Genomic DNA, 26,183 nt, shown 5'->3' with positions numbered 1-26,183 from the left:
CCTTTGCGATGTCACCCGTGACTTAAACGAGATCGGGAAATCGGAATGGCCAAGCGGATCGAGAACTTTGCGGAAATCACCAGCCAGTATGATGCGGTGTTCTGCGATGTCTGGGGTGTCTTGCACAACGGTGTCGATCCTTTCCCGAAGGCGGCTGCAGCGCTGGAGGCAGCGCGCGGGGAGGGGCTGACGGTCGTTCTGATCACCAATTCGCCGCGCATCGCTTCGCAGGTCGTGACTCAGCTTCGCCAGATCGGCATCCAGGATGGCGCCTACGACCGTATTGTCACATCGGGCGACGTCACGCGGGGCCTGATTGCAGAGGGGCCGAAGAAGGTATTTTTGCTTGGACCGGATCGCGACCTGGCGATTATCGAAGGGCTCGGTGTGGAGCGCGTCGACGCCAAGGATGCCGACTCCGTCGTCTGCACCGGTTTCTTCGACGACGAAACCGAGACCCCGGAAGACTACACCGAGATGCTGAAGGCGTTCCAGACGCGTGGCGTGCCGATGATCTGCGCCAACCCCGATCTGGTTGTCGAGCGCGGCCATAAGATCATCCCTTGCGCCGGCGCGATGGCGGCCTACTACAATCAGCTCGGTGGTGAGACGCGCATTGCCGGCAAGCCGCACAAGCCGATCTACGAGGCCGTCGTGTCGGTCGCCCGCGAGGCCCACGGCGACTTTCCGCCGAGCCGCGTCCTTGCAATCGGGGACGGCATGCCGACAGATGTTCGTGGCGCTCTCGATTACGGCCTGGACCTCCTCTATATCAGCGGCGGCATCCACGCGAAGGAATACACGCTGAACGGAGAGACCGACGAGGCGATCCTCACGGCCTATCTGGACCGCGAAAAAGCGACACCGAAGTGGTGGATGCCTCGTCTCGCATAAAGAGCCTCGCATAAGAAAAGCCAGCCGATGACCGTTTTTCACCGCAACGAAACCCGTGAACCCCTGCCGGCCCACCTGCGTGGCGGCGTGATTGCCATCGGCAACTTCGACGGTGTGCATCGGGGTCACCAGTCCGTCCTGAACCGGGCCTTGGAGATATCGAGGCAGCGCGGTATTCCGGCGCTGGTCCTGACATTTGAACCACATCCCCGCACGGTCTTTCGCCCTGACCAGCCGGTCTTTCGCCTGACGCCGGCACCGCTCAAGGCGCGTATCCTTGAAGCGATCGGCTTCAACGCAGTCATCGAATATCCCTTTGACAGGGAATTTTCGCAGCGCTCGGCGGACGATTTCATCCATTCGATCCTGAAAGATTGGCTAGGCGCATCCGAGGTCGTAACGGGCTTCAACTTTCATTTCGGCCGTGGCCGGGAAGGCGGTCCGGCCTTCCTGATGGATGCCGGTCAGAAATATGGCTTCGGCGTGACGTTGATCGACGCCTTTCGTGACGAGAATACCGACGTGGTGTCCTCGAGCCACATTCGCGAACTGCTGAAGGACGGCAATGTCACCGAGGCGGCTGCCATGCTCGGCTATCACTATACGGTGGAGGCGGAGGTGATCGGCGGCGAGAAGCTTGGCCGCCAGCTCGGCTTTCCGACCGCGAATATGCAGTTGCCCGCTGAAGCCGACCTCAGGGCGGGTATCTATGCCGTTCGCTTCCGCCGTGCCGATGGCACTCTCCACGATGGTGTCGCCAGCTATGGCCGCCGACCGACGGTAACCGACAACGGCGCGCCACTGCTCGAGACCTACGTGTTCGATTTCAGCGGCGACCTTTACGGGCAGACCTGTTCTGTATCCTTCTTCGGCCACCTGCGGCCGGAACTGAAGTTTGACGGCCTCGATCCTCTTGTGGAGCAGATGCATCGCGACAAGGAAGAGGCGAGGGCGCTGCTTGCGGGCGTGCAGTCGCTCGGCGAGCTCGACCGGAAGATCTGCTTCACCTGACGTTCAGCCGCTTCGAAAATTGTGGCTCTCTCTGGGCGGCGGCGCTGCCGCGCTCGCTCATGGGGATATGTCATCTATTTGATAAGACGCGGATTCGCTGCGCCCCCAGCACCAACGGCGGCATGCTGGCTGCCGGGTGCCTCTGGGGACGCTTCCGTAACTTTCACGACCTGGTTCTCTTCTACTCGCATTGGCGCTGAACATCATCGTCGCTGTCGTTGTCAATGTGCTGACCCCGGCAAAGGTGCCGGCGCGCGCCTGATCGTCGCTCGAAGACGGAAGCTGCGGATGAAAATGCCCGCGGTTTTCCATGCGACGACGTCATGGAATCCCTCTTCCTTTTCACTGCAAAAGCGCCTATGAACCGGCGCGATGAACACGTTCCGGCTGGCGATCACGATACGAATTATCGGCCCGGCCTTCCGCGCGCGCTAAGCGGCCGGAAGGTCCGGGTTTTCGGCGCTTGGACGACGAGCGCCTCCGTCACCAATTTTCAAGCCTGTTGCGCCCGCTCCCCTGGCGCCTAGAGACGATTGCTAGACATGACAGATACAGCCGAAAAAATCGACTACTCGAAGACCCTCTATCTGCCGGAAACAGACTTCCCGATGCGCGCCGGCCTGCCGCAGAAGGAGCCGGAAACCGTTGCCCGCTGGCAGCAGATGGGCCTCTACAAGAAGCTTCGGGCGTCCGCCGCGGGCCGCGAGAAGTTCGTGCTCCACGACGGCCCTCCCTATGCCAACGGCAACATCCACATCGGCCACGCGCTGAACAAGATCCTCAAGGACGTCATCAACCGCTCGTTCCAGATGCGCGGCTTCGACGCCAACTACGTTCCCGGCTGGGACTGCCACGGCCTCCCGATCGAATGGAAGATCGAGGAGAAGTACCGCGAGAAGGGCAAGAACAAGGACGAGGTTCCGGTCAACGAATTCCGCCGGGAATGCCGTGACTTTGCGGCTGGCTGGATCAAGGTGCAGTCGGAGGAGTTCAAGCGCCTCGGCATCGAGGGCGACTTCGAAAACCCCTACACGACGATGAACTTCCACGCGGAATCGCGCATCGCCGGCGAACTGCTGAAGATCGCGAAATCTGGCCAGCTTTATCGCGGCTCGAAGCCGATCATGTGGTCGGTCGTCGAGCGCACGGCGCTCGCTGAAGCCGAGGTCGAATACGCCGATGTCGAAAGCGATATGATCTGGGTGAAGTTCCCGATCGCCGAAGGCCCCAGCGAACTCAAGGGCGCCTTCGTGGTGATCTGGACGACCACGCCGTGGACGATCCCGGGCAACCGCGCGATCGCCTATTCCTCGCGCTATGGTTACGGCCTCTACGAGGTCGAAACGGCTGAGAACGACTTCGGACCGCAGCCCGGCGAGAAGCTGATCTTCGCCAAGCGCCTCGCCGAGGAGTCAGCTGCCAAGGCGAAGGTAACCCTTAAGTTCGTCCGCGATGTCGCGGCGGCGGAATTTGCGGCGATCACCTGCGCGCACCCGCTGCACGGGCTCGGCGGCGGCTACCACTTTGGGGTGCCCCTCCTCGACGGCGACCATGTCACCGATGAGACGGGAACCGGCTTCGTCCATACCGCGCCGAGCCATGGCCGCGAAGACTTTGACGCCTGGATGGACAACGCCCGGGCCCTCGAAGCACGCGGCATCTCCTCTGCGATCCCGTTCCCGGTCGACGACGCGGGCTTCTTCACTGTCGACGCACCCGGCTTCGGCCCGGATGCGGAAGGCGGTGCGGCGCGCGTCATCGACGACAGCGGCAAGAAGGGCGATGCCAACGAGCGTGTCATCAAGGCGCTGATCGGCCGTCATGCCCTGTTCGCGCGCGGCCGTCTCAAGCATTCCTATCCGCACTCGTGGCGGTCGAAGAAGCCGGTCATCTTCCGCAACACGCCGCAGTGGTTTGTCTACATGGACAAGGAGCTTGGCGACGGAACGACTTTGCGTTCCCGTGCGCTGAACGCGATCGACGAGACCCGCTTCGTGCCTGCTGCTGGCCAGAACCGTCTACGCGCCATGATCGAGCAGCGTCCGGACTGGGTGCTTTCGCGTCAGCGCGCTTGGGGTGTGCCGATCTGCGTCTTCGTCGATGAGCAGGGCGAAATCCTGCAGGACGATGGGGTCAATGCGCGCATCCTCGATGCCTTCGAAAGGGAAGGCGCCGATGCCTGGTTCGCGCACGGCGCACGTGAGCGCTTCCTCGGCGAGAAGGCAAACGAGCCCTGGACGCAGGTCATGGACATCCTCGACGTCTGGTTCGACTCGGGCTCGACCCACACGTTCACGCTCGAAGACCGTCCGGATCTCAAGTGGCCGGCCGACGTCTATCTGGAAGGCTCGGACCAGCATCGCGGCTGGTTCCATTCGTCTCTTCTGGAATCGGCCGCTACGCGCGGCCGCGCGCCTTACAATGCCGTCATCACCCATGGCTTCACCATGGATGAGAAGGGCGAGAAGATGTCGAAGTCCAAGGGTAACGTCACATCGCCCCAAGAGGTGATGAAGGACGCCGGCGCGGATATTCTGCGCCTTTGGGTGATGACCTCGGACTACGCGGAAGATCTGCGCGTCGGCAAGACGATCATCCAGACGAACATCGATGCCTATCGCAAGCTGCGCAACACGATCCGCTGGATGCTCGGCACGCTGGCACACGATAAGGGCGAAGTCATCGCGCTTGCCGATCTGCCCGAGCTCGAGCAGCTGATGCTGCATCGCCTGTCGGAACTCGACCAGCTCGTCCGCGAAAGCTACGACGCCTTCGAATTCAAGAAGATTGCCCGCGCGCTGATCGACTTTGCCAACGTTGAACTCTCGGCTTTCTACTTCGACGTCCGCAAGGACGCGCTCTACTGCGATGCACCGTCGAGCCGGCGCCGTCGTTCGGCCCTCCATGTCATCCGCAATATCTTCGAATGCATGGTGACTTGGCTGGCGCCGATGCTGCCCTTCACGGCGGAAGAGGCTTGGCTGTCGCGCAATCCTTCGGTTGTCTCGATTCACCTCGAGCAGTTCCCCGCCATTCCGGCGGAATGGAAGAACGACGCTCTTGCCGAGAAGTGGAAGAAGATCCGGGCCGTCCGCACGGTGGTCACCGGCGCACTGGAAATTGAGCGCAAGGACAAGCGCATCGGATCCTCGCTGGAGGCAGCCCCCGTCGTCCACGTCGCCGATGCGGAGCTTCTGAAAGCATTGGAGGGTCAGGACTTCGAGGAGATCTGCATCACCTCTGCAATCGTTATCGATAGCGCCGAAGGTCCGGCCAATGCCTTCCGTCTCCCCGAGGTATCGGGTGTCAGCGTCGAGCCGAAACTGGCCGAAGGCACCAAGTGCGCCCGCTCCTGGCGGATCACGACGGATGTCGGCTCGGATCCGGCCTATCCCGATGTCTCGGCGCGCGATGCGGCCGCTCTGCATGAACTTGCGGTGCAAAACTGAAGAATATTACCGGGTGAATTGCCTAAACGTGGTTCATCCGGTAAAAGCTGCCTGAAAATGGCCGGATTTTTGCGTCAGGGGGACGATTATCCGGGTGGGCGATGATTGCACCGGCATGGCTGGAAGGGTTTTCATGTTTTCAACGCGTTGGTTCCGTGTCGGCGTCTGCCTGACGGTTGCTGTGGCAGGCGGCTCGATGATCACCGGCTGCATGGGGAGCCCCCGCTACGGAACGGACAAGACCGCAATGGAGCAGTTGACCGACGATCTTGGTCAGTCCGTTTCCCTGACCGGCGACGGACCGAAGAACAAGGGCGTCAAGTACAGCGCGCGCCCGGGCCTCGTTCTGCCGTCTGACGCCGCCAAGGAAGCTCTCGTCGAGCCGCAGCAGAGCATCGCCAGCAAGGAAAATCCGCAGTGGATCGAATCCCCGGAAGAAACCCGCGCGCGTCTCGTCAAGGAAGCTGACGAAAACAGCGACAACCCGGGCTACCGCTCGCCGCTCGCAAGCAACCAGGTCGAGGGTGGCCGACGCACGACCGAAGCCCAGACCAAGGCCTATCGCGAAGCCCGCGCCATCCAGAAGGGCGCCTATATCGATCAGCGCCGCTACATCTCGGATCCGCCGACCGAGTATCGTCAGGTCGATGATGCCACGAAGCTGGACGATCTCGGCGAACCGGAGCTGAAGAAGCAGAAGAAGCGGAAGAAGGAAGCTGCGATTGCCGGTTCCGGCAAGCAGTGGTGGAACCTCCTTCAGTAGAGTTTCGAGCGGGGCCTGTCAGCCCCGCTTTGCTTTTGACCACCTGTCAACCGGCAAGACGTGTAGGATCTGCAGGCGAGGAAGATCCCGTCCGCCAAGCCGAGGGCTGACGGATCGATCGTTCCGCCTGATGCAAGAAGCAGCATCGCCGCAAGAGCAAGTATCGGTATGAAGGCAAAGGCGAGCAGCCGAGGCGCCGACCAGTTCACAATTCCCGTAAGCGACCATTGCATCGGGATCGATCCGCTATCGGGGGCGATCCTCTGATGGGCATAGATGGCGACGGCGACCATGAGAACGAATTCGCCGGCGAGCACGTCACGGCACATCCCGTTTTTGCGCGAAGAACGTCCGCAGGATATCGGCGGATATCGTCTCCTGCAAACCGGAATACACGTCCGGCGCGTGATGGCATGTCGGTTGCGTGTAGAAGCGTACGCCGTTGTCGACGGCTCCGCCCTTCGGGTCCTCCGCACCGTAGTAGAGCCTGCGAATGCGGGCGAAGGAAATGGCCGCGGCACACATCGTGCACGGCTCCAGCGTCACATAGAGATCGGCGCCGGTCAGGCGCTCTTGGCCAAGCTCGTCGCAAGCCATGCGAATGACGGCGACTTCGGCATGCGCAGTCACATCGTTGAGCTCGCGCGTACGATTGCCGGATGCCGCGATCACGGCCCCGTCAATCACCAGAACCGCTCCGATCGGCACCTCGCCGCGCTCTGCGGCGGCGCGGGCCTGGTCGAGCGCCAGCTCCATAAATTGATTTGTCTTCACGATCCGACAATTTCCACTTAACCGCAGGGGCGCGACCTGATAGGAAGGCCCGAAAAGGCAGGCAAACAACAAATGACATTCAAAGACAAGCCAAAACGGCCGGGCGGCAAGCCATCTCCGCGCAATGCCGGCCCGAAATCCGGCGAAAAGCCGGCAAAGGCGCTCGTCAAGACCGAGGCAAGCGACGTTGCCGAGGGCGACTCCAAGGCCGAGCGCATCTCGAAAGTGATGGCGCGCGCCGGCGTTGCGTCGCGCCGCGATATCGAACGCATGATCATGGACGGCCGCGTCAAGCTGAACGGTAAGCTCCTCGACAGCCCGGTCGTCAACGTGACGCTGGCAGACAAGATCGAAGTGGACGGCGTTCCGATCCGCGGAATCGAGCGCACGAGGCTGTGGCTCCATCACAAGCCCGCCGGCCTCGTGACCACGAATGTGGACCCGGAAGGGCGCCCCACGGTTTTCGACAATCTGCCGGACGACCTGCCGCGCGTCATGTCGATCGGTCGCCTCGACATCAACACCGAAGGCCTGCTGCTGCTGACCAACGATGGCGGCCTGGCCCGCGCGCTGGAATTGCCGACGACAGGCTGGCTGCGCCGCTACCGCGTGCGCGCCCACGGCGAGATCGATCAGGAGGCTTTGGACAAGCTCAAGGACGGCATTGCCGTCGATGGTGTCCTCTACGGCTCGATCGAAGCAACGCTCGATCGCACTCAAGGGTCAAATGTCTGGCTCACCATGGGCCTGCGCGAAGGCAAGAATCGCGAAATCAAAAACGTGTTGGGTGCGCTCGGTCTCGACGTCAATCGTCTGATCCGCATCTCTTACGGCCCCTTCCAGCTCGGCGACCTGCCGGAGCGGGATGTGGTCGAAGTACGCGGACGCACCTTGCGCGACCAGCTCGGCCCACGCCTGATCGAGGATGCGAAGGCTAATTTCGACGCGCCGATCTACAACTCGCCGGCCGTTGCCGCCGACGAGGAGGTCGAAGCGAAGCCGGAGCGCCGCGAGCGCTCATGGAAGCCGGAAGACAAGCGCGAGCGTGCACTGAGCCGCCTCGACACCAAGCGTGACGATCGCCGTGATGACCGCCGCGACGGCGGCCGCAAGGAAGATGACCGACCGAAGCGCCCTGCGCTCGGCAGCCGCCGCAATGCGAATGTCTGGATGGCTCCCGGCGCGCGCCCGCTTGGCGAAAAGGCAGCCGCCAAGGCCGAAAAGAACGCCCAGACCGCGCTTAGGCGCGGCGAGAAGCCCGGCCGCACGAAGCCACAGCCGACCCGCTACGACGACACCGGTCCGCGCGTCCAGATCAACCGCGCCCGCGATGACGAAGGGGAGTGGATCCGTTCCAGCGAAGTGACGAGCAAGGATGAAGGCGGCCGCAAGCGCTCTGGCGACCGTCCAACACGCGGCGACAACCCTTTCCGTGGCGACCGTCCTCCCCGTGGTGACAGGCCAGCCGGTGATCGCCCCTCGCGAGGCGACCGTCCGTTCGGCGATAGGCCCCGCGGTGATCGCAAGCCGCGCGAAGAGGGGGCCGAACGCCCGCGTTCCTACGGCGACCGTCCGGCGCGCAGTGACCGACCTTACGGTGACCGCCCAGCGCGCAGCGATAGGCCATCCGGCGATCGTCCTGCACGTGGTGACCGCCCGTTCGGTGCAAAGCCTGGCGGAGACCGCAAGCCGCGCGAAGAGGGCGACGAGCGTTCCCGCTCTTTCGGGGATCGTCCCGCACGCGGAGACCGTCCGTTCGGCGACAAGCCTCGCGGCGATCGCCGGCCACGTGCAGAGGGGGACGAGCGTCCGCGCGCCAAAAGCTTCTCCGGCCAAGCGCGGTCGGAGCGTCCAGCTGGTGACCGACCCTTTGGCGATAAGCCGCGCGGCAAGAGCTTCGGCGGCAAGCCCGGCGGCGGCAAGAATTTCTCCGGCAAGCCCAAGGGCGACAGGCCGGGCGGCGGCAAGCCTTCCGGCGGGCCGTCGCGGGGTGGACCGAAGGGAAAGGGAATGACGCGCGGTGCGGATCGTCGGCGGTGAGTTTCGCGGACGGCCGCTTGCCGTACCAAAGTCAAACGACATCCGGCCGACTGCCGACCGGACGCGTGAGAGCCTATTCAACATTCTAAGCCACGCCTATCCGGAGTGCGTCAATGGCACCCGGATCCTGGATCTTTTTGCCGGTACGGGCGCCGTCGGCCTGGAAGCCGTCTCCCGCGGCTGTCGGCACGCGCTGTTCGTCGAAAACAGTGTCGAGGGCAGGGGGCTCCTCTGGGAAAACATCGATGCGCTCGGCTTGCATGGCAGGACCCGCATCCTGAGGCGCGATGCGACCGATCTTGGCAGCGTCGGCAACCTCGAGCCTTTCCAGATGCTGTTTGCCGACCCGCCTTACGGTAGGGGTCTTGGCGAAAAGGCAATGGCCGCCGCCGCCAAGGGCGGCTGGTTGCAACCGGGCGCGATTGCGGTTCTTGAAGAACGCGCGGATGTTGCCGTTTCGGTCGACCCTTCCTATCTGTTTCTGGAAAACCGGACGTTCGGCGATACCAAGGTTCATTTCTTCCGCTATCAGCCTGAGTAGGCCGCGGAAATCGGGGGCAGCGGTGCAGCAGGCAGAAAAGATCGAAACCGAGTTGCCTGCCCCCCGCGAGATATCACGGCGTCAGACGCCAACTGTCGCGGTTGCCTTCGGCGGCGGCGGCGCGCGGGGCTTGTCCCACATCCACATCATCGAAACGCTGGATGAACTCGGCATTCGCCCCGTGGCGATTGCCGGCTCCTCGATCGGCTCGATCATGGGAGCGGGAATGGCGGCCGGAATGACGGGTGAAGCCATTCGCGAGCATGTCATGATGACGGTCGGCAACAAGGCCGCGGTAGTCAGTCGCCTGTGGGGCTTGCGTCCGCAGACAGTGCGCGATGCCGTCGCCAACGGCGTGCGCATCGGCCAGTTCAATCTCGAGCGTATCCTGAAAGCCTTCCTGCCCGCCGATTTGCCGGATCGCTTCGAGGATCTGCCGATCCCGATGACCGTGACCGCGACCGACTATTACGGTCAGTGCGAGGTGCTGACGAGCAAGGGCGCGCTGTTCCCGGCGCTGGCCGCTTCCTCGGCCATTCCCGCCGTGTTCATGCCGGTACGGTTGCACGGCCGCGTGATGATCGATGGTGGCATCAGCAATCCCGTGCCTTACGAATGCCTGATGGATCGCGCCGACATTGTCATCGGCATCGACGTCGTCGGTGCGCCAGAAGGAGACGGGACCCACATTCCTAACCGAATGGAGAGCATCTTCGGCTCCGGCCAGTTGATGATGCAGACCGCGATCTCGCTGAAACTGCGGTTGCAGGCGCCGCATATCTTCCTGCGCCCCGCGGTCGGGCGCATCGGTGTAATGGACTTCCTCAAGGCGCGCGCGGTCCTGTCCATGTCGGTCGGCATCAAGGACGAACTCAAATACGCGCTCGATCGCGAGATCGAAGCGCGCATCACGTCTTAGTGCGGGATGCCGAAACGTGTGAGCGGTTTTTCGGCTGAAATCCTGATCTACGCATCGGCGGTTACCTCTGCCGTGCCCGCCAACGGATCCTCGTCGAAGTTCGCGGCGCGCTTTGGTTTGACGAGAGGTTCGGGTCGAACCGGCTTGGAGAAAAGCATGTCGCGACCGGCCTGCAGTCCTTCCGAGACCTGAAGCACAAGGCGCTGCTCGTCGCGCTTGCGGATATCCTCGCCGATTTCATAAGCGTCCGCTTCGCTGATGCCCAATGCCTCGAGCGTTCGCCGGCCGAAGAGCAGACCGGATTCCAGTGTTTCGCGCAGTTCATAGTCCACGTTGAGGTTGCGCAGCGCGATCGAATGGATGCGGTCATAGGAGCGCACGAAGATTTTGGCGTGGGGATAGTCCGCCTGCACCAGCTCGATGATCTTGTCGGTGATCTCGCGCTTCTGCGTGCTCACGACGACGATCTTCGCACGATCGATGCCGGCCGCCCTCAGCACGTCCTTGCGGGTGCCATCGCCAAAATAAATTCGGAAGCCAAAGGACGAAGCCTGCCGGATGCGATCGGCTGAAAAGTCGATGACGGTCACATCGCGACCGCCGGCAAGCAGGATCTGAGCGGCGATCTGGCCGAAACGCGAGAAGCCGACCATCAGCACGTCGGCGCCCGCTCCCTCGAAATCCTCATCCAGCGTTTCCTGCTCTTTGCCCGACAACAGCCGCTTGGCCAGCATCGTTCCGATCGGGGTGAGCGCCATGGAAAGAGTGACGATCGCAATCAGCAGCGAAGCCGTGCTCGTTGGCATCAGGCCCGCGATGCCGGCGGCCGAAAACAGGACGAAGCCGAATTCGCCGCCCTGCGGCAGTAGGAAAGCGATGCGAATGGCGTCGTCATGAGGCGAGCCGGTTGCGCGGCAGAGAAGGTAGATAACCAGCGCCTTCGCGGCCATGACGACCGGTACGGCGACGATGATGAAGAGCGCGTTGTCGTGGAGCACCTCCAGCTCGATCGACAACCCGACCGCAATGAAGAAGATAGCGAGCAACACACCGCGGAAGGGCTCGATATCGGCTTCCAGTTCGTGCCGATAAGAGGACTCGGCCAGCATCACGCCGGAAAGAAAGGCGCCCATCGCCATCGAAAGTCCGGCAAGTTGCATCAGACTTGCCGACCCCATCACCACGAAAAGGGCAGCGGCGATCATTGCCTCGCGGGCGCCCGTACGGGCAATGATCTGAAAGAGCGGGGTGAGCAGATAGCGCCCCATGACGATCATCGCGGCAACGGCGCCGATCGCAATCGCGAAGTCCAGCAAAGGCGTTCCGCTGCTTTTGCCGCCGTCGAGGATGCTGACAAGGGCAAGCAATGGTACGATCGCAAGATCCTGGAACAGCAGCATCGAGAACGAACGCTGCCCGTAACGGGTATTCACGTCGCCTTCATCCTCGAGAATCTGCATGGCAAACGCAGTGGAGGAGAGTGCAAGCCCAAAACCTGCGACGATGCTGCCGCGCCAGTCGAGAACGCCGGAGAGATAGGTCAGCAGCGTTAGCAACAGACCTGTCGTCACCACCTGGGCGGTTCCGAGCCCGAAAATGTCGCGTCGCATCTGCCAGAGACGCGTAGGTTTTAGCTCCAGCCCGATGATGAATAGCAGAAAGACGACGCCGAGTTCGGCAACGTCCAAGATTTGCTCGCCATCCGTCAGTCCGTGGAAGATCGGGCCGATCACGACGCCGGCGGCCAGATAGCCGAGCACTGTACCGAGCCCGAGGCGCTTGAAGATCGGCGCTGAAACGACGGCGCCACCGAGCAGCAGGATAGTCTCTGTAAAAAGAGTGTTGGGCTCTGACATGCGGCGAGTTTCTTTCAACGCGGGGAGGCATTCAAGCGGCGGGCAAAAGAATCGGCGCACGCGGCCTTGATGCTTTTCGTAGTGCACAATAAATGGAACGCGAAGGAAAGGCCAAATCATGTCCTCAGAAATCGACTCCTCGACGCTTCTTTCCCGCGCCAGCCAACTGATCGACCTGGCAAAGAAGGCTGGTGCCGATGCCGCCGATGCGGTGGTCGTGCGCTCACGATCGCAATCGGTCAGCGTGCGTCTCGGCAAGGTCGACGGCACGGAATCGTCCGAAAGCGACGATTTCTCCCTGCGCGTCTTCATCGGCAAGCGCGTTGCAAGCGTGTCCGCAAATCCCGGCTTCGATCTCTCCGCTCTCGCCGAACGCGCCGTGGCGATGGCCAAGGTGTCGCCGGAAGACCCGTTCGCCGGCTTGGCGGATGCGGACAAGCTCGCGAAGTCCTATCCGGATCTTGAGCTTCTCGATACGACCGAGGTCTCCTCCGATCAATTGCGCGACGCCGCCCTTGAGGCGGAAACTGCGGCACTTGCGGTCAAGGGCGTGACCAATTCGTCCGGTGCCGGGGCTTCGGCCGGCATGGGCGGCCTTGTGCTCGTTACCTCCCACGGTTTCGAGGGCAGCTACATGGCCTCGCGCTTCGGCCGATCCGTCAGCGTTATCGCTGGCGAAGGCACGGCCATGGAGCGTGACTATGATTTTGACAGCCGCATCTATTTCGGCGAGCTGGATGATGCCGCGGAGATCGGCCGCAGAGCAGGCGAGCGCACGGTCAAGCGCATCAACCCGCGCCAGGTGGATACGGGCAAGGATGTCACGGTTGTTTTCGATCCGCGGGTTGCGCGCGGCTTTGTCGGACACATTGCCGGGGCCATCAACGGCGCTTCCGTCGCGCGCAAGACGAGCTTCCTGCGCGACAAGATGGGCCAGTTGGTCTTGAAAGCGGGGCTTTCGATCTCGGACGATCCGCTTATCGTCCGGGGCCCGTCGTCGCGACCATTCGACGGCGAAGGCGTATCCGGTGAACGATTATTGATGATCGAGGACGGTATCCTCAAGCACTGGTTCCTCTCCACTTCGACTGCCCGCGAGATCGGAATGGAAACCAACGGCCGCGGCGTGCGCGGCGGCAATTCAGTGACGCCATCGGCGACGAACCTTGCTCTCGAGCCAGGCGACATCTCGCCGGAGGACTTGATCCGCAGTGTCGGCAACGGCTTCTACGTGACCGAGCTGATCGGCCAGGGCGTCAACATGATCACTGGTGAATACAGCCGTGGTGCAACCGGCTTCTGGATCGAGAATGGCGAACTGACCTTTGCCGTGTCTGAGGTGACGATCGCTTCGAACCTCAAGGACATGTTCATGCGGGTTACGCCTGCAAACGACATCGACCGCAAGTTCGGTGTCGCCGCTCCGACACTTGCGATCGAAGGAATGACGCTCGCCGGGCGTTGATGGATTGGATTGCCGAAATGACTGACGAGGACACAGCCGTCTGGCGGAGCGATCTGGGACTGATCGCAGATGCCGCCAGGCAAGCCGGCGATGTCGCACTCGGTTACTTCAATCGATCGCCGGAAGTCTGGTGGAAGAACGAGGGGCGATCGCCCGTCAGTGCCGCCGATTTCGCAGCCAATCAGAAGCTCGAATCCATCCTGCGCGCAGCCCGGCCGGATTATGGCTGGCTTTCCGAAGAAACCGATGACGATGGCGATCGCCTCTCACGGGAAACGCTCTTCATCATTGATCCGATCGATGGCACGCGGGCATTCCTGGCCGGCCAGGAACTATGGTGCGTCAGTATCGCGGTCGTGCGCCGTGGCCGGCCTGTCGCCGGGGTTCTCTACGCACCGGCTTTGGAAGAACTTTATGAGGCGGTCGAAGGTGGCGTGGCGTTGAAGAACGGTCGACCGATAACCGTATCGACAACACCGCTTGATGCACCGGGGCGCTTTGCGATCGCCGAAGACGTGCTCAAGGCATTTCCGGAAGCGCTCAAGCATCGTATCGAGCGCGTCAGGCACGTACCGTCCTTGGCGTATCGCATCGCCATGGTTGCCGACGGGCAGATCGACGGAACCTTCGTCAAGCACAACTCACATGATTGGGATCTCGCCGCCGCCGATTTGATATTGGAGCGCGCCGGCGGCCGGCTTGTCGATCTCCACGGTGAGGCGCCGCTCTATAACCGCATTCAGGTCAGCCACGGCGAACTCTGCGCCGCCGCCGCCCCGCGACTCGCCGATCTCTTGACGGGGATCGGTGAACGACGAGACAGTTGACGTTTCCGTCAAAATCCCTCAGATGAAGCGGCGGAGGAGAATAGAGCAGAAAGAGAAGAAAATGACGGAATCCGGCGGCAAAAAGCAGCTCTTACATCTCGTGTTCGGCGGCGAACTGGAAAGCTTGGACGAAGTTCAGTTCCGCGATCTGAAGGACCTCGATATCGTCGGCATTTTTCCGGACTATGCCAGCGCACTGACGGCCTGGAAGGCCAAGGCGCAGTCGACCGTGGATAACGCGCATATGCGCTACTTCATCGTCCACATGCACCGTTTGCTGGACCCGGAAAGCAAGTCTGCGCAGTAACCCTCCTCTGGTCGCGGCTCATCGAGAGCCGCGAACCGACCGACTGCCTGACGCATTCTGGACAAACTGATCGGCCATTGCGGCCGCAACAATAATTGGGAATGGGCGATGTCGATCATTTGTGATCGGAGAATTGGCAGATGAGCGGTCGCATGGCGCGTTTTGCGCTGGGCGCCTATCAGGCAACGGGAACGCTGCTGACGCCGTTCGTCGGGGGATACCTCGCCTATCGGGCGGCCAAGGGCAAGGAAGACCGTGCGCGCCGGCTGGAGCGCTCAGGCTATGCCAGCGCCGACCGCCCGGCCGGACCGCTGGTCTGGTTTCATGCCGCGAGCGTCGGTGAAACGAACGCCGTCATTCCGCTGATCCGCGAAATTCGCCGCCGCGACATCCACGTCATTCTGACGACGGGAACGATCACCTCCGCCAAGCTGGCCGCTGAACGTATCGGCAACGACGCGATCCACCAGTATGTGCCGCTCGACCTGAAACCGGCCGTCAGCCGCTTCCTCGAATACTGGCAGCCGGACTGCGCGCTGATCGCCGAATCCGAAATTTGGCCAGCGACCCTGATGGAACTCGGCCGCCGCCGTATCCCGCAGATACTCGTCAACGCCCGCATGTCCGATCGCTCCTTCGAGCGATGGGGGCGGCGTCCGGCACTTGCCGAGGCCCTGTTCGAAAACCTTGCGCTCGTCATTGCGCAGTCAGACGTCGACGCCGAGCGCTTCCGCGATCTTGGCGCGCGCCACGTCATGATGTCGGGCAATCTCAAGGTCGATACCGACGCTCCGCCTTATGATGCTGACGTATTCGCCGACTACAAGAAGCAGCTCGGCGGCCGCAAGACCTGGGCGGCAATCTCCACCTTCGACGGTGAGGAAAAAGCTGCAGGCATCGTTCATCGGGCGCTGAAGGAACGAAACGGGCAATTGACGATCATCGTTCCCCGCCATCCCGAGCGCGCCGAGGAGATTGAAGCCGAGCTCGTCAAGCTGGGTCTCAAGGTGGCCCGCCGCACGCGCGGCGATGCGCTTGCGCCTGATGTCGATGTGTTTCTCGGAGATACGATCGGCGAAATGGGCCTCTACCTGCGCTTGACGGAGGTTGCCTTCGTCGGCCGTTCGCTGTTTGCCGAGGGCGGGCAAAATCCGCTGGAGCCGGCGATGCTGGGCTGTGCGGTCCTGTCGGGCAGCAATGTGCAGAATTTCCGAGAAGCCTATCAGAAGCTGGCGCGCCGTGGCAGCGCGCGCATGGTCCGCGATACGGAGATGCTCGCCAAGGGTGTCCATTATTTGCTCACCAACGACGACGCGCGCCGCAACATGATCGAGGCCGGGATCGGCGCCGTGCAAGAAATGCGTGGCGCGCTGACAGCGACGGTCAAGGGCCTCGAGCCCTATATCAATCCGCTGACGGTGAAGGCGAGGCTGTTGCCGAAGGCGGCTGTGCAGCGCTGAGGGCAGGGGCGGATATGAAAGCGATCAAAGGGATTCTCTTCGACAAGGACGGCACGCTTCTCGACTACGACGAGAGCTGGCTGCCGGTAAACCGCGAACTGGCGCGCATCGCTTCGGAAGGCGATCCCGAACTTGCGGACCGGCTGCTCCTGGCCTGCGGGATGGATCCGGTCACCGGCCACATCGTCCCCGACAGCCTGCTTGCCGCCGGCAACACGCGTCAGATTTCGGAAGGGCTGATCGCTGCCGGTTCGAAGCTCGACGCAGTAGAGCTCACGATCAAGCTGGATGATCTCTTTTCTCACGCCGCCGAGTTTTCCGTCGCGGTCACCGATCTTGCCGCTTTTTTTGGTCGCCTGCATGCGCGCGGCTTTCGCCTTGGCGTTGCCTCGAGCGACAACGAGCGCTCGATCAGGCAGACCGCCCAGCGTTTTGGCTTTGCGCCGTTCATCGATTACGTGGCCGGATACGACAGCGGCTTCGGCACCAAGCCGGAACCGGGCATGGTGCTTGGTTTCTGTGCGGCGACCGACCTTGACCCCTCCGCGGTCGCCGTCGTCGGTGACAACAACCATGATCTGCATATGGGCCGCAACGCCAAGGTCGGCGTCACCGTGGCTGTGCTGACGGGCACCGGCTCGCGCGAATCGCTCGCCGCCGCATCCGACTACTGTCTGAACGACATCACCGAGCTCGAAGGCTTGCTGCCCGATCTTCAGCCTGCCTGATGGACCAAGGGCTTGCTTTTTCTTGAAAATTACCTTCTCTTTCCGCCCGGTCGAGGACATAGCCCGTCAGCATGATGCTCGGGGTCCGAAAGGCAGGACGGGGAAAATGGTATCCGAAGCGCCACCCTTCTGGTGGTCGAAAGCCGATTGGCGTGCCTGGACGCTTTATCCGATTTCCTTCCTGTATGGGCGCATTGCCGGCTATCGCATGGCCAACGCCAAGCGCGCCTCAGTTCCGGTGCCCGTCATCTGCGTCGGCAATTTCACCGTCGGCGGTGCTGGCAAGACGCCGACGGCGCTGACCATCGCCCGCGCGGCAAAGGCGAAAGGGCTGACCCCCGGTTTCCTGAGCCGCGGTTATGGCGGTTCGCTCGACGTTACAACGGTCGTCGATCCGGCGCATCACCGTGCACTAGCGGTCGGTGACGAACCCCTACTTCTTGCCCGCGAAGCTCTGACCGTGATCTCCCGCCGCCGCGTGGAAGGCGCCCAGCGCCTCGTCAAGGAGGGTGCGGACCTGATCATCATGGATGATGGCTTCCAAAGTGCGCGACTGGCGATCGACTACGCGCTGTTGGTCATCGATGCCATGCGCGGGCTGGGTAACGGCCACATCGTTCCGGGCGGCCCTGTGCGCGCGCCCATCCGCCAGCAGCTGCGCTACGCCACGGCGCTCCTCAAGGTTGGCGCGGGCGAGGCCGCCGACAACATCGTTCGGATCGCCGCGCGCGCCGCCAAGCCGTATTTTACGGCCTCGCTGAAAGTTTGCGACAGCGCCGATCTCTCAGGCCGCAACGTGCTGGCCTTCGCAGGTATTGCCGATCCGTCGAAATTCTTCCGCACGGCCGAATCCGTCGGAGCGCAGATCGTCGCTCGCCGCTCGTTCGGCGATCACGAGCATCTGACTGATGATGAGATCGACGACATCCTTTCAACGGCAGAACGCGGTGGCCTTCAGATCGTTACGACCGCAAAGGATTTCGTTCGCCTCGCCGGCCATCACGGCAAAGCCGCGGAGCTTGCTTCAAAATGCCGGGTGATCGAGGTGGAGATGGCGTTCGCGGACACCCTGGCGCCAGGGCTTATCATCGACCGCGCGATCAATGCGTGCCGCGACCGGCGTTTGAGGGAAGGGCGGAAGGCCTAAACAGCATGTCTTTTCGAAGGCGTGGCAAGCGAATCTGCCGCCGCGCTGCGCTCAACGCTTCTGGTTGGGCAAAACGCCAGCGCGCTTGTCTGCCTCCAGCGAAGCCACGGCATCGGCATAGGGTTCCTGGCGCGCGACGCTCCAGTAGCGCAGTTCATCAAGCGGGATCTGCCTGCCGGTCATCGCGCAGACGACGTAGGAGCCCGGCGACAGGATCTGAAAATCCGCATCGAGATAGCGTATCTGCGCTTCGCGGTTTCCATTCCCTTCGAACAAATTCATGCGCTCCGTTTCCTTACAGGCTGTCACATCCCTGCCATAACGCGCCGCCGCGGCCTTTTCCAGCTTTTTCAACTGCGGCCGAACAACCGCTCGATATCCGAAAGCTTGAGCTCAATATAAGTCGGTCGTCCGTGATTGCACTGTCCGGAACCGGGGGTGACTTCCATCTGGCGCAGAAGCGCGTTCATTTCTTCCGGGCGCAGTCGCCGTCCTGAGCGCACGGATCCGTGGCAGGCCATGGTCGCGGCCACATATTCGAGCTTGGCCGAAAGGCCGGACGCCGTATCCCATTCGGCGATCTCGTCCGCCAACTGCCGGATGAGCCCCGTGGCGTCCACTTCGCCGAGCATGGCGGGTGTTTCGCGCACGGCGATCGCGCCTGGGCCGAAGCGTTCGATCGCCAGCCCCAGCTCGCCGAGCTCCGTGGCAAACTGCATCAGCCGATCGCAATCCTCTTCAGGCAGATCGACGATTTCAGGAATGAGAAGCACCTGCGAGACAAGCCGCTTCGAGTGCAGTGCCTTGCGCATCGCCTCGAACACCAGGCGTTCATGCGCAGCGTGCTGGTCGACGATGACGAGACCATCATCCGTCTGCGCCACAATGTAGTTTTCGTGGATCTGCGCCCGGGCGGCACCCAGCGGATAGCGCTGCGGCGGCTCTTCTGGCGCGGGCATTCTCGGAGGCGGCGCGGCGTCGCTGCGTGCGGTGGGCGTCGCCAGTCCGTCGAAGGAAGCCTGCGGGCGTTCCCAAAAGCCGCTGTTTGCGGCCTGGTTAAATGGGCGCGAGGGGGATGTCGCGGCCGACCAGGGCTGTTGCGGCCGTTGGGCGCCTGCGTGGAAGCCGGGCCGGAAGGAGCGCAGCATCCCGTCTGCGCCCGTTGTCGCTGCTCGACTGCCGCCACGTGCCAGCGCTTCGCGCACGGCCCCGACGATTAGGCCACGCACCAATTGCGGGTCGCGGAACCGCACGTCCGATTTGGCCGGATGCACGTTGACGTCGACAAGCACCGGATCGAGTGCGATCGACAGCACGGAGACCGGATAGCGGCCGGCCGGGATCGTCTCGGCATAGGCGCCGCGGATCGCCGACAGGATCAGCTTGTCCTGCACCGGGCGGCCGTTGACGAAGGCGTATTGGTGGGCCGAGTTGCCGCGGTTGAAGGTCGGTACGCCGGTAAAGCCGGTCAGCGATATGCCTTCCCGCTCAGCATCGATCTCGATGGCATTCTCGCGGAAGTCCTTGCCCAGGATCTGCGCCATGCGCGCCAGGTGGTCCTCGCCCGTCGCCGGTAATTCCAGCGTCGTGCGGTCAGTCCCGGAGAGCACGAAACGCACTCCTGGAAAGGCGATCGCCATGCGCTTGACGACTTCCGTGATCGCCGCAGCCTCTGCCTTCTCGGTCTTGAGGAATTTCAGGCGGGCGGGTGTGGCGAAGAAGAGATCGCGAACCTCGACGATCGTGCCCGGATTGCCGGGCGATGGTCGCAGATACGCAATCCTGCCGCCCTCGACGGCTATCTCGTTGCCACCGGCGCTGTCGCGGCGGCGGCTGGAAATGCTGAGCCGGGCCACCGAGCCGATCGATGGCAGCGCCTCGCCGCGAAAGCCGAGCGTGCGGATGTCGTCGAGCGAATCGGAGATCTTGGAGGTGCAGTGCCGCCGTACGGCAAGCTTCAGATCGGCAACATCCATGCCGGAGCCGTTGTCTGAAACCCGCAGCAGGCTCTTGCCGCCGCCGGATGTCGCAATCTCGATGCGCGTCGCCGCTGCGTCAAGGGCGTTCTCGATGAGTTCCTTGGCAGCGCTCGCCGGCCGCTCGATGACCTCGCCGGCGGCGATTTGGTTGATGAGGGTCTCTGAAAGCTGTCTGATGGCCATGCGCCTATTGTCTTGGATTCGCGGCGCCGAGGGAAGTGTGAAAGCGTTGGCGATCATTGTTGTGCACGCTCCAAATTCCGCCTGCTTAACGTTAAGCGCGCCTTAAGACAAAGGTGCCATTTTGCGACTTAATTCCGAGGACTGGGTTTAAATCGGACAGATGTGGGACGCGTAAGAATGAGTGCCGGCTTCGAAAAAGCGGACACATCATCTGTTGGCAGCGAAATGCCGGCTGACACCAGCCTGCAGACGGCGTTATTCGACGCGGTTTGCGAGAGCCTCGGCGACGCGTTCATCGTCTACGACAAGACCGACCACATGATCTTTGCGAGCCGTCAGGTCCTCGATTTCTTTCCGATATCGGCGACCATGCTGAGGCCGGGGACGCGGTTGCGAGACTTCCTGGGCGCGATCTACGATACCGGAATCCGCACTCCGTCGGCCAGCAATCATGGTGCGCCGAGCCGTGAGGATTGGTTGTCCCAGAAGATCGCCTCGCATTGGCGGGAACGCTTCGAAGCCGTCGAACGGCACGGTACCGATCGCTGGATTCGGTTTGGCAAACGACGCCTCGCAAGCGGCTATGGCGTCTGCGTCATCCAGGACATCTCCGAGGACAAGAAGCGCGAGGAACAGTGGCGTTCCGATCTCGAGCGCGTGCAGCTTACCGAGGATATCCTCGACAATTTGCCGTTCCCGCTCTTCGTCAAGGACCGTAATCTGAATTACGTCGCCGTCAACATCGCCTTCTGTGAGAAGTACCAGACGACGGTCGATGAAGTGCTCGGCCGTAAGAGCGGCGACCTGTTCTCCAAGGAGGTCGCCCAGCGCTTCGAGGAAAGCGACTGTCATGTTCTGGAGACCGGTGAGATGTCGGTTTCCCGCCAGCGGCAGGTCTCCCGCGACGGCGTGGAACGCGATATCGTCACTCGCAAGCACCGCATCGGCAAGCCAGGCCGCTATTTCCTCGTCTCGACAATGCAGGACCTGCCGCGCGACGGCGCCGATCTCGATGAATTCCGGTTCGCATCGACGGTCATAACGTCGAGCAAGAATTCCTATCGGCGTGCCTACGTGCCCATGAACGGCAGCGGCGAGCGTCGCGAACCGGCGGCCATGGAGGCGATCGTCCCGGAGAACTTCTCGGGCCGCAAGATCCTGGTGGTGACGTCGGATGTCGTGGCTGAAGCAGCGGCGCTACGGACCCTTGCCAAATACGGTTTCGAGGCATGTTCGGTCCGCGGCGAGGACGAGGAGGAGCACTTCCTGGAAATCGCGAGTTCGTCCGGCATCTCGCTCGACCTGCTGGTGATCGACAATCAGCTTGGCATGCGTTGCTTGGAGCTCGCCAAGCAATACGGCATCCCGGTGCTGGTGATGGATGGCTTCCAGCTCGCAAATGAGCTCACCTTCCAGATCGCGCGCCATTTCAATCGCAGCAATCACGGCCAAGTCGCTGAGAGCATCGACGCCGATTGGGAATTCACGACCGTCGAGGAGATGAACACGCTCGAGGTGCTCGTCGCCGAAGACAACGACATCAACCAGATCGTGTTCTCGCAGATCCTCGAGGGTCTCGGCTACCGGTATCTGATCGCTCCAAGCGGTGATGAAGCGGTCCGCCTGTGGACCGAGCATCAGCCGAAAATCATCCTGATGGACATATCGTTGCCAGGTTTCAACGGTTTCGAAGCGGCGCGGTTGATCCGCCAGACAGAGGAAGGCGGCAGTTCAAGAACGCCGATTATCGGCGTTATTACTCAGGCTTTCGAGCGTGATCGGGCCGAGTGCGCAAAGGCCGGAATGGACGATGTGATCATGAAGCCGGTGAGCCCCGATATTCTTCAGGGGATCTTTCAGACATACCTTGCCGGGGATATCAGACAGGCCACTATGTGACGAACAAAGCGCGTCAACTCCCTAAATCTTGGGACAGAACACGGTTTCAACGCGGCCGCGCCACTATCGAATTCTTAAGACTTGCCCGCCATCCTTTCCCGCATTGGTGCAGTCTGGGTCTGAAGAATTATGTCGGCTGAAATGCCTTTGGTGCCCGTAAGTCAGAATGAACTTCAGACGATGGCCTATACCGATCCACTGACCGGGCTCGGCAACCGTTACCGCATGCGCGACCGGATTGCAAAGATCGCCGCGGAACGCGCGAGCGATCCGGCACCCTTTACGATCGGCATCGCCAATCTTGATTCCTTCAAACCGATCAACGATCTCTTCGGCTCATCGGCGGGCGACGAGATTCTCTGCCAGGTCGCCCATCGGCTGAAGGCCTGCATTCCGGATGGCGCCCTGGTCACGCGTCACGACGGCGACGAATTTGCCTTTGTCCTGCCGCTTGTGTTCGAGCGGGCCAGCGCCGAGAAGTTCGGCCAGATGATTCGCGAGGTGCTATCGGCGCCATACGATCTTGGCGACCGCAATGTGAGGCTGTCGGCATCTTTCGGGTTTTCGATCTATCCCTTTGCCGGCGAGGAGTTCGAGGAATTGCTGAAAAGCGCTGAGACCGCACTCTACCGGTCAAAGCGGCGTGGCCGTGGCCAGATCACCGTCTATTCCCGCGAGATCGCCCAGGAAATGAAGCGCGCGACGCAATTGGAACAGGCGCTGCGCAACGCCATCATCTCCGACGCGATCGACGTGCATTTTCAGCCGATCGTCGCACTCGGCAATAGCCAGGTCGTGGGCTTCGAAGCTCTGGCGCGATGGAACGATCCGGATCTGGGCTTCGTTTCACCGGGTGTTTTCGTCCCGCTCGCGGAAGAACGCGGTTTCATCGACGCTCTGTCTGAGGCGTTGTTGCGCAAGGCGGCGGAAGCGGCACTTTCCTGGCCGCGCGAACTCTTCCTCTCCTTCAATCTCTCCTCGGCGCAACTGATGGATCCGGGCACGAGCAGCAGCGTCCTGTCGATCCTCGGCCGGGTCGGTTTCGACCCGCACCGGCTCGAACTGGAGATCACTGAAACTGCGGTGATGGGCTCGGCAGATACGGCAAATCGGATCATCGCGGATCTGCGCCAGGCGGGTGTGCGCATCTCGCTGGATGATTTCGGGACCGGCCAGTCGAGCCTCGGTCGCCTGCGTGATTTCATGTTCGACAAGATCAAGATCGATCGTGCCTTCGTGTCGCGGATCAACTCCGACCGCGCGTCCGAGCACATCATCAAGGCCATCCTCACGATGTGCGAGGGGCTTGACCTGGAAGTGGTCGCGGAAGGAATCGAGGATTATTCCGAAGCCGTCAAGCTACGCTCGCTCGGCTGCGGGATGGGGCAGGGCTATCACTTCGGCAAACCCGCCGATGGCATAGCGACGCTGCGGTTCCTGCACGAAAATTACTACGATACGTCAGATCGCGTCAGCGCCTGAAATGGTGATGGCGCCCTTTCGGACGCCACCTGGTCCTCATTGCGCATATCTTACTTGTTCGTTGTCGAGCCAGTGGCCGTGGTGTCTGTTGTGCCCGCTGGCGCAGGGGCCTTCTCGGCTGCCAGCATCTGAAGCGTCTTGAACTGCGGGGCCGCCTTCAGCGATTCCGCGGTCTCAGAGGTGCTCAGCTTGACGCTGCCGTCCTGCGTGTTCTGGGCGATCGTGATCTTATCTATCGGAACGGCCACGTCCTTCTCGCCGATTCCGAGGAAGCCGCCGACACCGACGATCGCTGCTACCAAGCCGCCGTCCTTCTTCATGATCAGGTCGTTGACGCTACCGATGCTTTCGTTCTGACCATTATAGACGGACTGACCGATATAGGTGTTGGCACTCACTTGGTCGGCAGCCTGCTCGGTCAGGTATGAGCCACCACCCGCTTTCGCTGTGTCGGTCGTGGCAGCCGGTGCCGGAGCCTGAGCCTCACCAGCCGGGGCCGGAGCCGTGGCATCTGGAACCTTCGGCGGAGCTGTCGGATCGCTTGGCGCCGCCTGTGTGGCCGGAGCGTTCGGATCTGCCGGCTGGGTTGCGCTCTGTGAGAATGCCGCCGGTGCGAAAGCCGTGGCAAACAGGGCACCAGCGGCAACGGTTGTGAGAAGCTTGCGTGTCATTTCGAACCTACCTTTCATTGCAATAGTATACTCTGGCCAGTTCAGCCGTCCTTCGCAGTCGGGCGTCCACTTGGCCAGTTCCTATCGAAATGAATGGGAATTCTATTGGTTCCCGAAAAAAATCGCGCAAAAATTGCTAATTTCGCGAAACTTTTAGCGCAGCTGCTGCACAGGGCTTCAAACTCAATCATACCGGGGAACAACAAGGGCGCCGCAGGCAGGCGCCCTTACTATTGTGCCTGGTGTCGCGTCAGATCAGATAAACGGGGTCAAAGACGCCCTTCACTGTGACGTCAAGCTCAAGCAGGGATCCAGCCTGCGGTTGCATGGACCGAGCGTCGTCATCCAGTCCCTCCCACGCCGTGGTGACGGCGAGGCGGTCGCCGTTCGTTCCGATGAAGGCAGGGCAGGATGGCTGGGCCGCTGGCACCTTGTAACGTGATATGCGCAGTCCGTCCGGGCTGTAGCGATCGACCGTGCCGGCACCCCAGCGCGCGTTCCAGATGTATCCGTCGGCGTCGACCACAGAACCGTCGATGCCGCCCGGCTCATCCATGGTATCCACGAGGACGATCGGTTCACCGGTCGGCAGACCGGTCTTAGCATCGACCATCACCCGCATCAGGCGGCTGAGGCGGGTGTCGGTGAAATATCCCATGGTTCCATCCGGCGAGAAGCAGATCGAGTTCGGAATGCTGATGCCGTCGAAGATCTTGGTCACGCGACCGCCGGCGACATGATAGATGGAGCCTGCGCGGGTTTCCGCCCGCTTGCTCATCGTGCCGATCCACAGTGCGCCAGATGGATGCGTGCGGCCGTCGTTCGAGCGGTTTTCCGGCTTGTCGCTTTCGAGTGCCGCATAGAAGGTGAGATTGCCGCTCTTCGTGTCGCGGACGAAGAGGCCTTGTTCGGTCGCAAGCAGCTGGCGCCCGGCATCGATGCGGGCAAGCACACTCGCCATCATCGGCAGTGCGTGCACCTTCTTCTCTTCCGTCGAAAGGTTCAGCTCGTGCAGCTCCTTGCCGAGAATATTGAACCACCAGACGGTGTTCGTGTCCGGATCGTAGGTGGGGCCTTCACCCAGCGCGGAGTTGGTGTTGCACAGTGTCCTGCCCGCGAACTCATGAATTTCCGTCATACGCCTTAAGCTCCTACCGCTGCGTCATAGGCGTAAATGGTCGCCTTGGCACGCTCGGCAACCTCTGCGGCGGTCATTCCCGGCTTGTACAGGCTCGTGCCGAGGCCGAAGGCATGAATGCCGGCCTTGGTGTAATCAGCGAAATTCTTGTCCGAGACACCGCCGACGGCTGCGATCACGAGCTCCGGCGGCAGAATTGCGCGGATTGCGGTGATGCCGGACGGTCCCAGGACGCTGGCCGGGAAAAATTTCAACCCCGTCGCGCCGGCGCGGGCTGCAGCCAGCGCTTCCGTTGGCGTGAAGACGCCGGGCATCGTGACCATGCCGTAGTTGCGGGCGAGCACAATGACCTCAGGCTCGACGTTCGGCGTAACCAGCAGCTTGCCACCCGCGGAGTGGAGGCTGTCGACGGCTTCGGTGGTCAGTACTGTTCCGGCGCCAATCAGGCAATCGGCAGGCGCCATTTTCGCGGCGATCTCGATCGACTTGAAGGGCTCGGGTGAGTTCAGCGGGATTTCGATCGCGGTCAGCCCGGTTTCGATCAGTGCGCCGACCACGCTTTCGGTTTCTTCGGGCTTAATCCCTCGTAGAATGGCAATCAGCGGGCGCTTCATCGTGGGGAAAGGGATGCGGTTCATCGCTTTGGTGCT

23 protein-coding genes are annotated in these 26,183 nt (G+C 62.0%); 15 read left to right on the top strand and 8 right to left on the bottom strand.

Annotated features, from left to right (window positions below):
* Nucleotides 1–45 precede the first annotated feature (45 nt).
* The 4 genes from BSG20_RS00840 (at nt 46) to BSG20_RS00820 (ending at nt 6,117) form a co-directional block, all read left to right on the top strand.
* Nucleotides 46–894: a TIGR01459 family HAD-type hydrolase gene (locus BSG20_RS00840; protein ID WP_072370591.1), complete on the top strand. Its 849-nt coding sequence runs from the start codon at nt 46–48 to the stop codon at nt 892–894.
* Between the two features lie 27 nt (nt 895–921).
* A complete protein-coding gene (locus BSG20_RS00835) occupies nt 922–1,905 on the top strand; it encodes a bifunctional riboflavin kinase/FAD synthetase (protein WP_072370580.1) in 984 nt (327 codons plus the stop codon).
* Nucleotides 1,906–2,447: 542 nt separating this feature from the next.
* The gene (gene ileS, locus BSG20_RS00825; RefSeq protein WP_072370573.1) at nt 2,448–5,354 is read left to right on the top strand and encodes an isoleucine--tRNA ligase; all 2,907 of its coding nucleotides are present in this window, start codon (nt 2,448–2,450) and stop codon (nt 5,352–5,354) included.
* 133 nt (nt 5,355–5,487) lie between these two features.
* Nucleotides 5,488–6,117 (top strand): hypothetical protein, encoded by a 630-nt coding sequence (locus tag BSG20_RS00820; protein WP_072370570.1) that lies wholly within the window; start codon nt 5,488–5,490, stop codon nt 6,115–6,117.
* Here BSG20_RS00820 and BSG20_RS00815 read toward each other — a convergent pair.
* Together BSG20_RS00815 and BSG20_RS00810 are read right to left on the bottom strand one after the other, a co-directional pair.
* Nucleotides 6,111–6,446 (bottom strand): hypothetical protein, encoded by a 336-nt coding sequence (locus tag BSG20_RS00815; RefSeq protein ID WP_072370567.1) that lies wholly within the window; start codon nt 6,444–6,446, stop codon nt 6,111–6,113. The two genes, BSG20_RS00820 and BSG20_RS00815, sit on opposite strands and share 7 nt — an antisense overlap.
* A complete protein-coding gene (locus BSG20_RS00810; RefSeq protein ID WP_072370564.1) occupies nt 6,436–6,873 on the bottom strand; it encodes a nucleoside deaminase in 438 nt (145 codons plus the stop codon). The genes BSG20_RS00815 and BSG20_RS00810 overlap by 11 nt, the downstream gene beginning before the upstream one ends.
* A 90-nt stretch (nt 6,874–6,963) precedes the next feature.
* Between BSG20_RS00810 and BSG20_RS00805 the strand changes: the two genes are divergently transcribed.
* The 3 genes from BSG20_RS00805 to BSG20_RS00795 are packed head-to-tail and all read left to right on the top strand — an operon-like array spanning nt 6,964 to nt 10,391.
* Nucleotides 6,964–8,931, top strand: a complete 1,968-nt coding sequence (locus tag BSG20_RS00805; RefSeq protein WP_072370562.1) for a pseudouridine synthase — start codon at nt 6,964–6,966, stop codon at nt 8,929–8,931.
* Nucleotides 8,912–9,472, top strand: coding sequence for a 16S rRNA (guanine(966)-N(2))-methyltransferase RsmD (gene rsmD / locus BSG20_RS00800; protein WP_072370559.1), 561 nt, complete (start codon nt 8,912–8,914; stop codon nt 9,470–9,472). Before BSG20_RS00805 ends, rsmD begins: the two co-directional genes overlap by 20 nt.
* Before the next feature lie 22 nt (nt 9,473–9,494).
* On the top strand, nt 9,495–10,391 hold the full coding sequence (locus BSG20_RS00795; protein ID WP_072370556.1) for a patatin-like phospholipase family protein: 897 nt from the start codon (nt 9,495–9,497) through the stop codon (nt 10,389–10,391).
* A gap of 47 nt (nt 10,392–10,438) precedes the next feature.
* Here BSG20_RS00795 and BSG20_RS00790 read toward each other — a convergent pair whose 3' ends face one another.
* On the bottom strand, nt 10,439–12,247 hold the full coding sequence (locus tag BSG20_RS00790; protein ID WP_072370763.1) for a monovalent cation:proton antiporter-2 (CPA2) family protein: 1,809 nt from the start codon (nt 12,245–12,247) through the stop codon (nt 10,439–10,441).
* A gap of 118 nt (nt 12,248–12,365) precedes the next feature.
* Here BSG20_RS00790 and BSG20_RS00785 point away from each other — a divergent pair, with 118 nt between their 5' ends.
* From BSG20_RS00785 to lpxK, 6 genes are all read left to right on the top strand, one after another.
* On the top strand, nt 12,366–13,712 hold the full coding sequence (locus BSG20_RS00785; RefSeq protein WP_072370554.1) for a TldD/PmbA family protein: 1,347 nt from the start codon (nt 12,366–12,368) through the stop codon (nt 13,710–13,712).
* A 17-nt stretch (nt 13,713–13,729) separates the two neighbouring features.
* On the top strand, nt 13,730–14,539 hold the full coding sequence (locus BSG20_RS00780) for a 3'(2'),5'-bisphosphate nucleotidase CysQ (RefSeq protein WP_072370760.1): 810 nt from the start codon (nt 13,730–13,732) through the stop codon (nt 14,537–14,539).
* A 61-nt stretch (nt 14,540–14,600) separates the two neighbouring features.
* On the top strand, nt 14,601–14,846 hold the full coding sequence (locus BSG20_RS00775) for a DUF4170 domain-containing protein (protein ID WP_024314328.1): 246 nt from the start codon (nt 14,601–14,603) through the stop codon (nt 14,844–14,846).
* A 140-nt stretch (nt 14,847–14,986) separates the two neighbouring features.
* Entirely contained in the window at nt 14,987–16,306 is a 1,320-nt protein-coding gene (gene waaA / locus BSG20_RS00770) for a lipid IV(A) 3-deoxy-D-manno-octulosonic acid transferase (protein WP_072370550.1), read from the top strand.
* 14 nt (nt 16,307–16,320) lie between these two features.
* Nucleotides 16,321–17,034 carry an HAD family hydrolase gene (locus BSG20_RS00765; protein ID WP_072370547.1) on the top strand — a complete coding sequence of 238 codons (714 nt, stop codon included), beginning with the start codon at nt 16,321–16,323 and terminating at the stop codon, nt 17,032–17,034.
* Nucleotides 17,035–17,140: 106 nt separating this feature from the next.
* Nucleotides 17,141–18,181 carry a tetraacyldisaccharide 4'-kinase gene (gene lpxK / locus BSG20_RS00760; RefSeq protein ID WP_072370544.1) on the top strand — a complete coding sequence of 347 codons (1,041 nt, stop codon included), beginning with the start codon at nt 17,141–17,143 and terminating at the stop codon, nt 18,179–18,181.
* Between the two features lie 51 nt (nt 18,182–18,232).
* Here the strand turns inward: lpxK and BSG20_RS00755 are convergent, their stop codons facing one another.
* The gene (locus BSG20_RS00755) at nt 18,233–18,463 is read right to left on the bottom strand and encodes a DUF2093 domain-containing protein (protein WP_072370757.1); all 231 of its coding nucleotides are present in this window, start codon (nt 18,461–18,463) and stop codon (nt 18,233–18,235) included.
* Nucleotides 18,464–18,531: 68 nt separating this feature from the next.
* Nucleotides 18,532–20,343 (bottom strand): DNA mismatch repair endonuclease MutL, encoded by a 1,812-nt coding sequence (mutL, locus tag BSG20_RS00750; protein ID WP_072370754.1) that lies wholly within the window; start codon nt 20,341–20,343, stop codon nt 18,532–18,534.
* 177 nt (nt 20,344–20,520) lie between these two features.
* Between mutL and BSG20_RS00745 the strand changes: the two genes are divergently transcribed.
* Entirely contained in the window at nt 20,521–22,242 is a 1,722-nt protein-coding gene (locus BSG20_RS00745; RefSeq protein ID WP_072370541.1) for a response regulator, read from the top strand.
* Nucleotides 22,243–22,422: 180 nt separating this feature from the next.
* Complete coding sequence (locus BSG20_RS00740) at nt 22,423–23,724, top strand: putative bifunctional diguanylate cyclase/phosphodiesterase (RefSeq protein WP_244541256.1); 1,302 nt, start codon at nt 22,423–22,425, stop codon at nt 23,722–23,724.
* Between the two features lie 50 nt (nt 23,725–23,774).
* Here BSG20_RS00740 and BSG20_RS00735 read toward each other — a convergent pair whose 3' ends face one another.
* The 3 genes from BSG20_RS00735 to BSG20_RS00725 all read right to left on the bottom strand — a co-directional run bounded on the left by BSG20_RS00735 (nt 23,775) and on the right by BSG20_RS00725 (nt 26,171).
* A complete protein-coding gene (locus BSG20_RS00735) occupies nt 23,775–24,395 on the bottom strand; it encodes a PRC-barrel domain-containing protein (protein WP_072370535.1) in 621 nt (206 codons plus the stop codon).
* A 250-nt stretch (nt 24,396–24,645) separates the two neighbouring features.
* Nucleotides 24,646–25,533, bottom strand: a complete 888-nt coding sequence (locus tag BSG20_RS00730) for an SMP-30/gluconolactonase/LRE family protein (RefSeq protein ID WP_072370532.1) — start codon at nt 25,531–25,533, stop codon at nt 24,646–24,648.
* Nucleotides 25,534–25,538: 5 nt separating this feature from the next.
* Entirely contained in the window at nt 25,539–26,171 is a 633-nt protein-coding gene (locus BSG20_RS00725) for a 2-dehydro-3-deoxy-6-phosphogalactonate aldolase (RefSeq protein WP_072370530.1), read from the bottom strand.
* Between the last annotated feature and the right edge of the window lie 12 nt (nt 26,172–26,183).

Source organism: Rhizobium tibeticum (assembly GCF_900110205.1).
GTDB lineage: Bacteria > Pseudomonadota > Alphaproteobacteria > Rhizobiales > Rhizobiaceae > Rhizobium > Rhizobium tibeticum.
The sequence above is the reverse complement of the archived record's forward strand: the minus strand, read 5'-3'. Positions and strand labels throughout refer to the sequence as shown.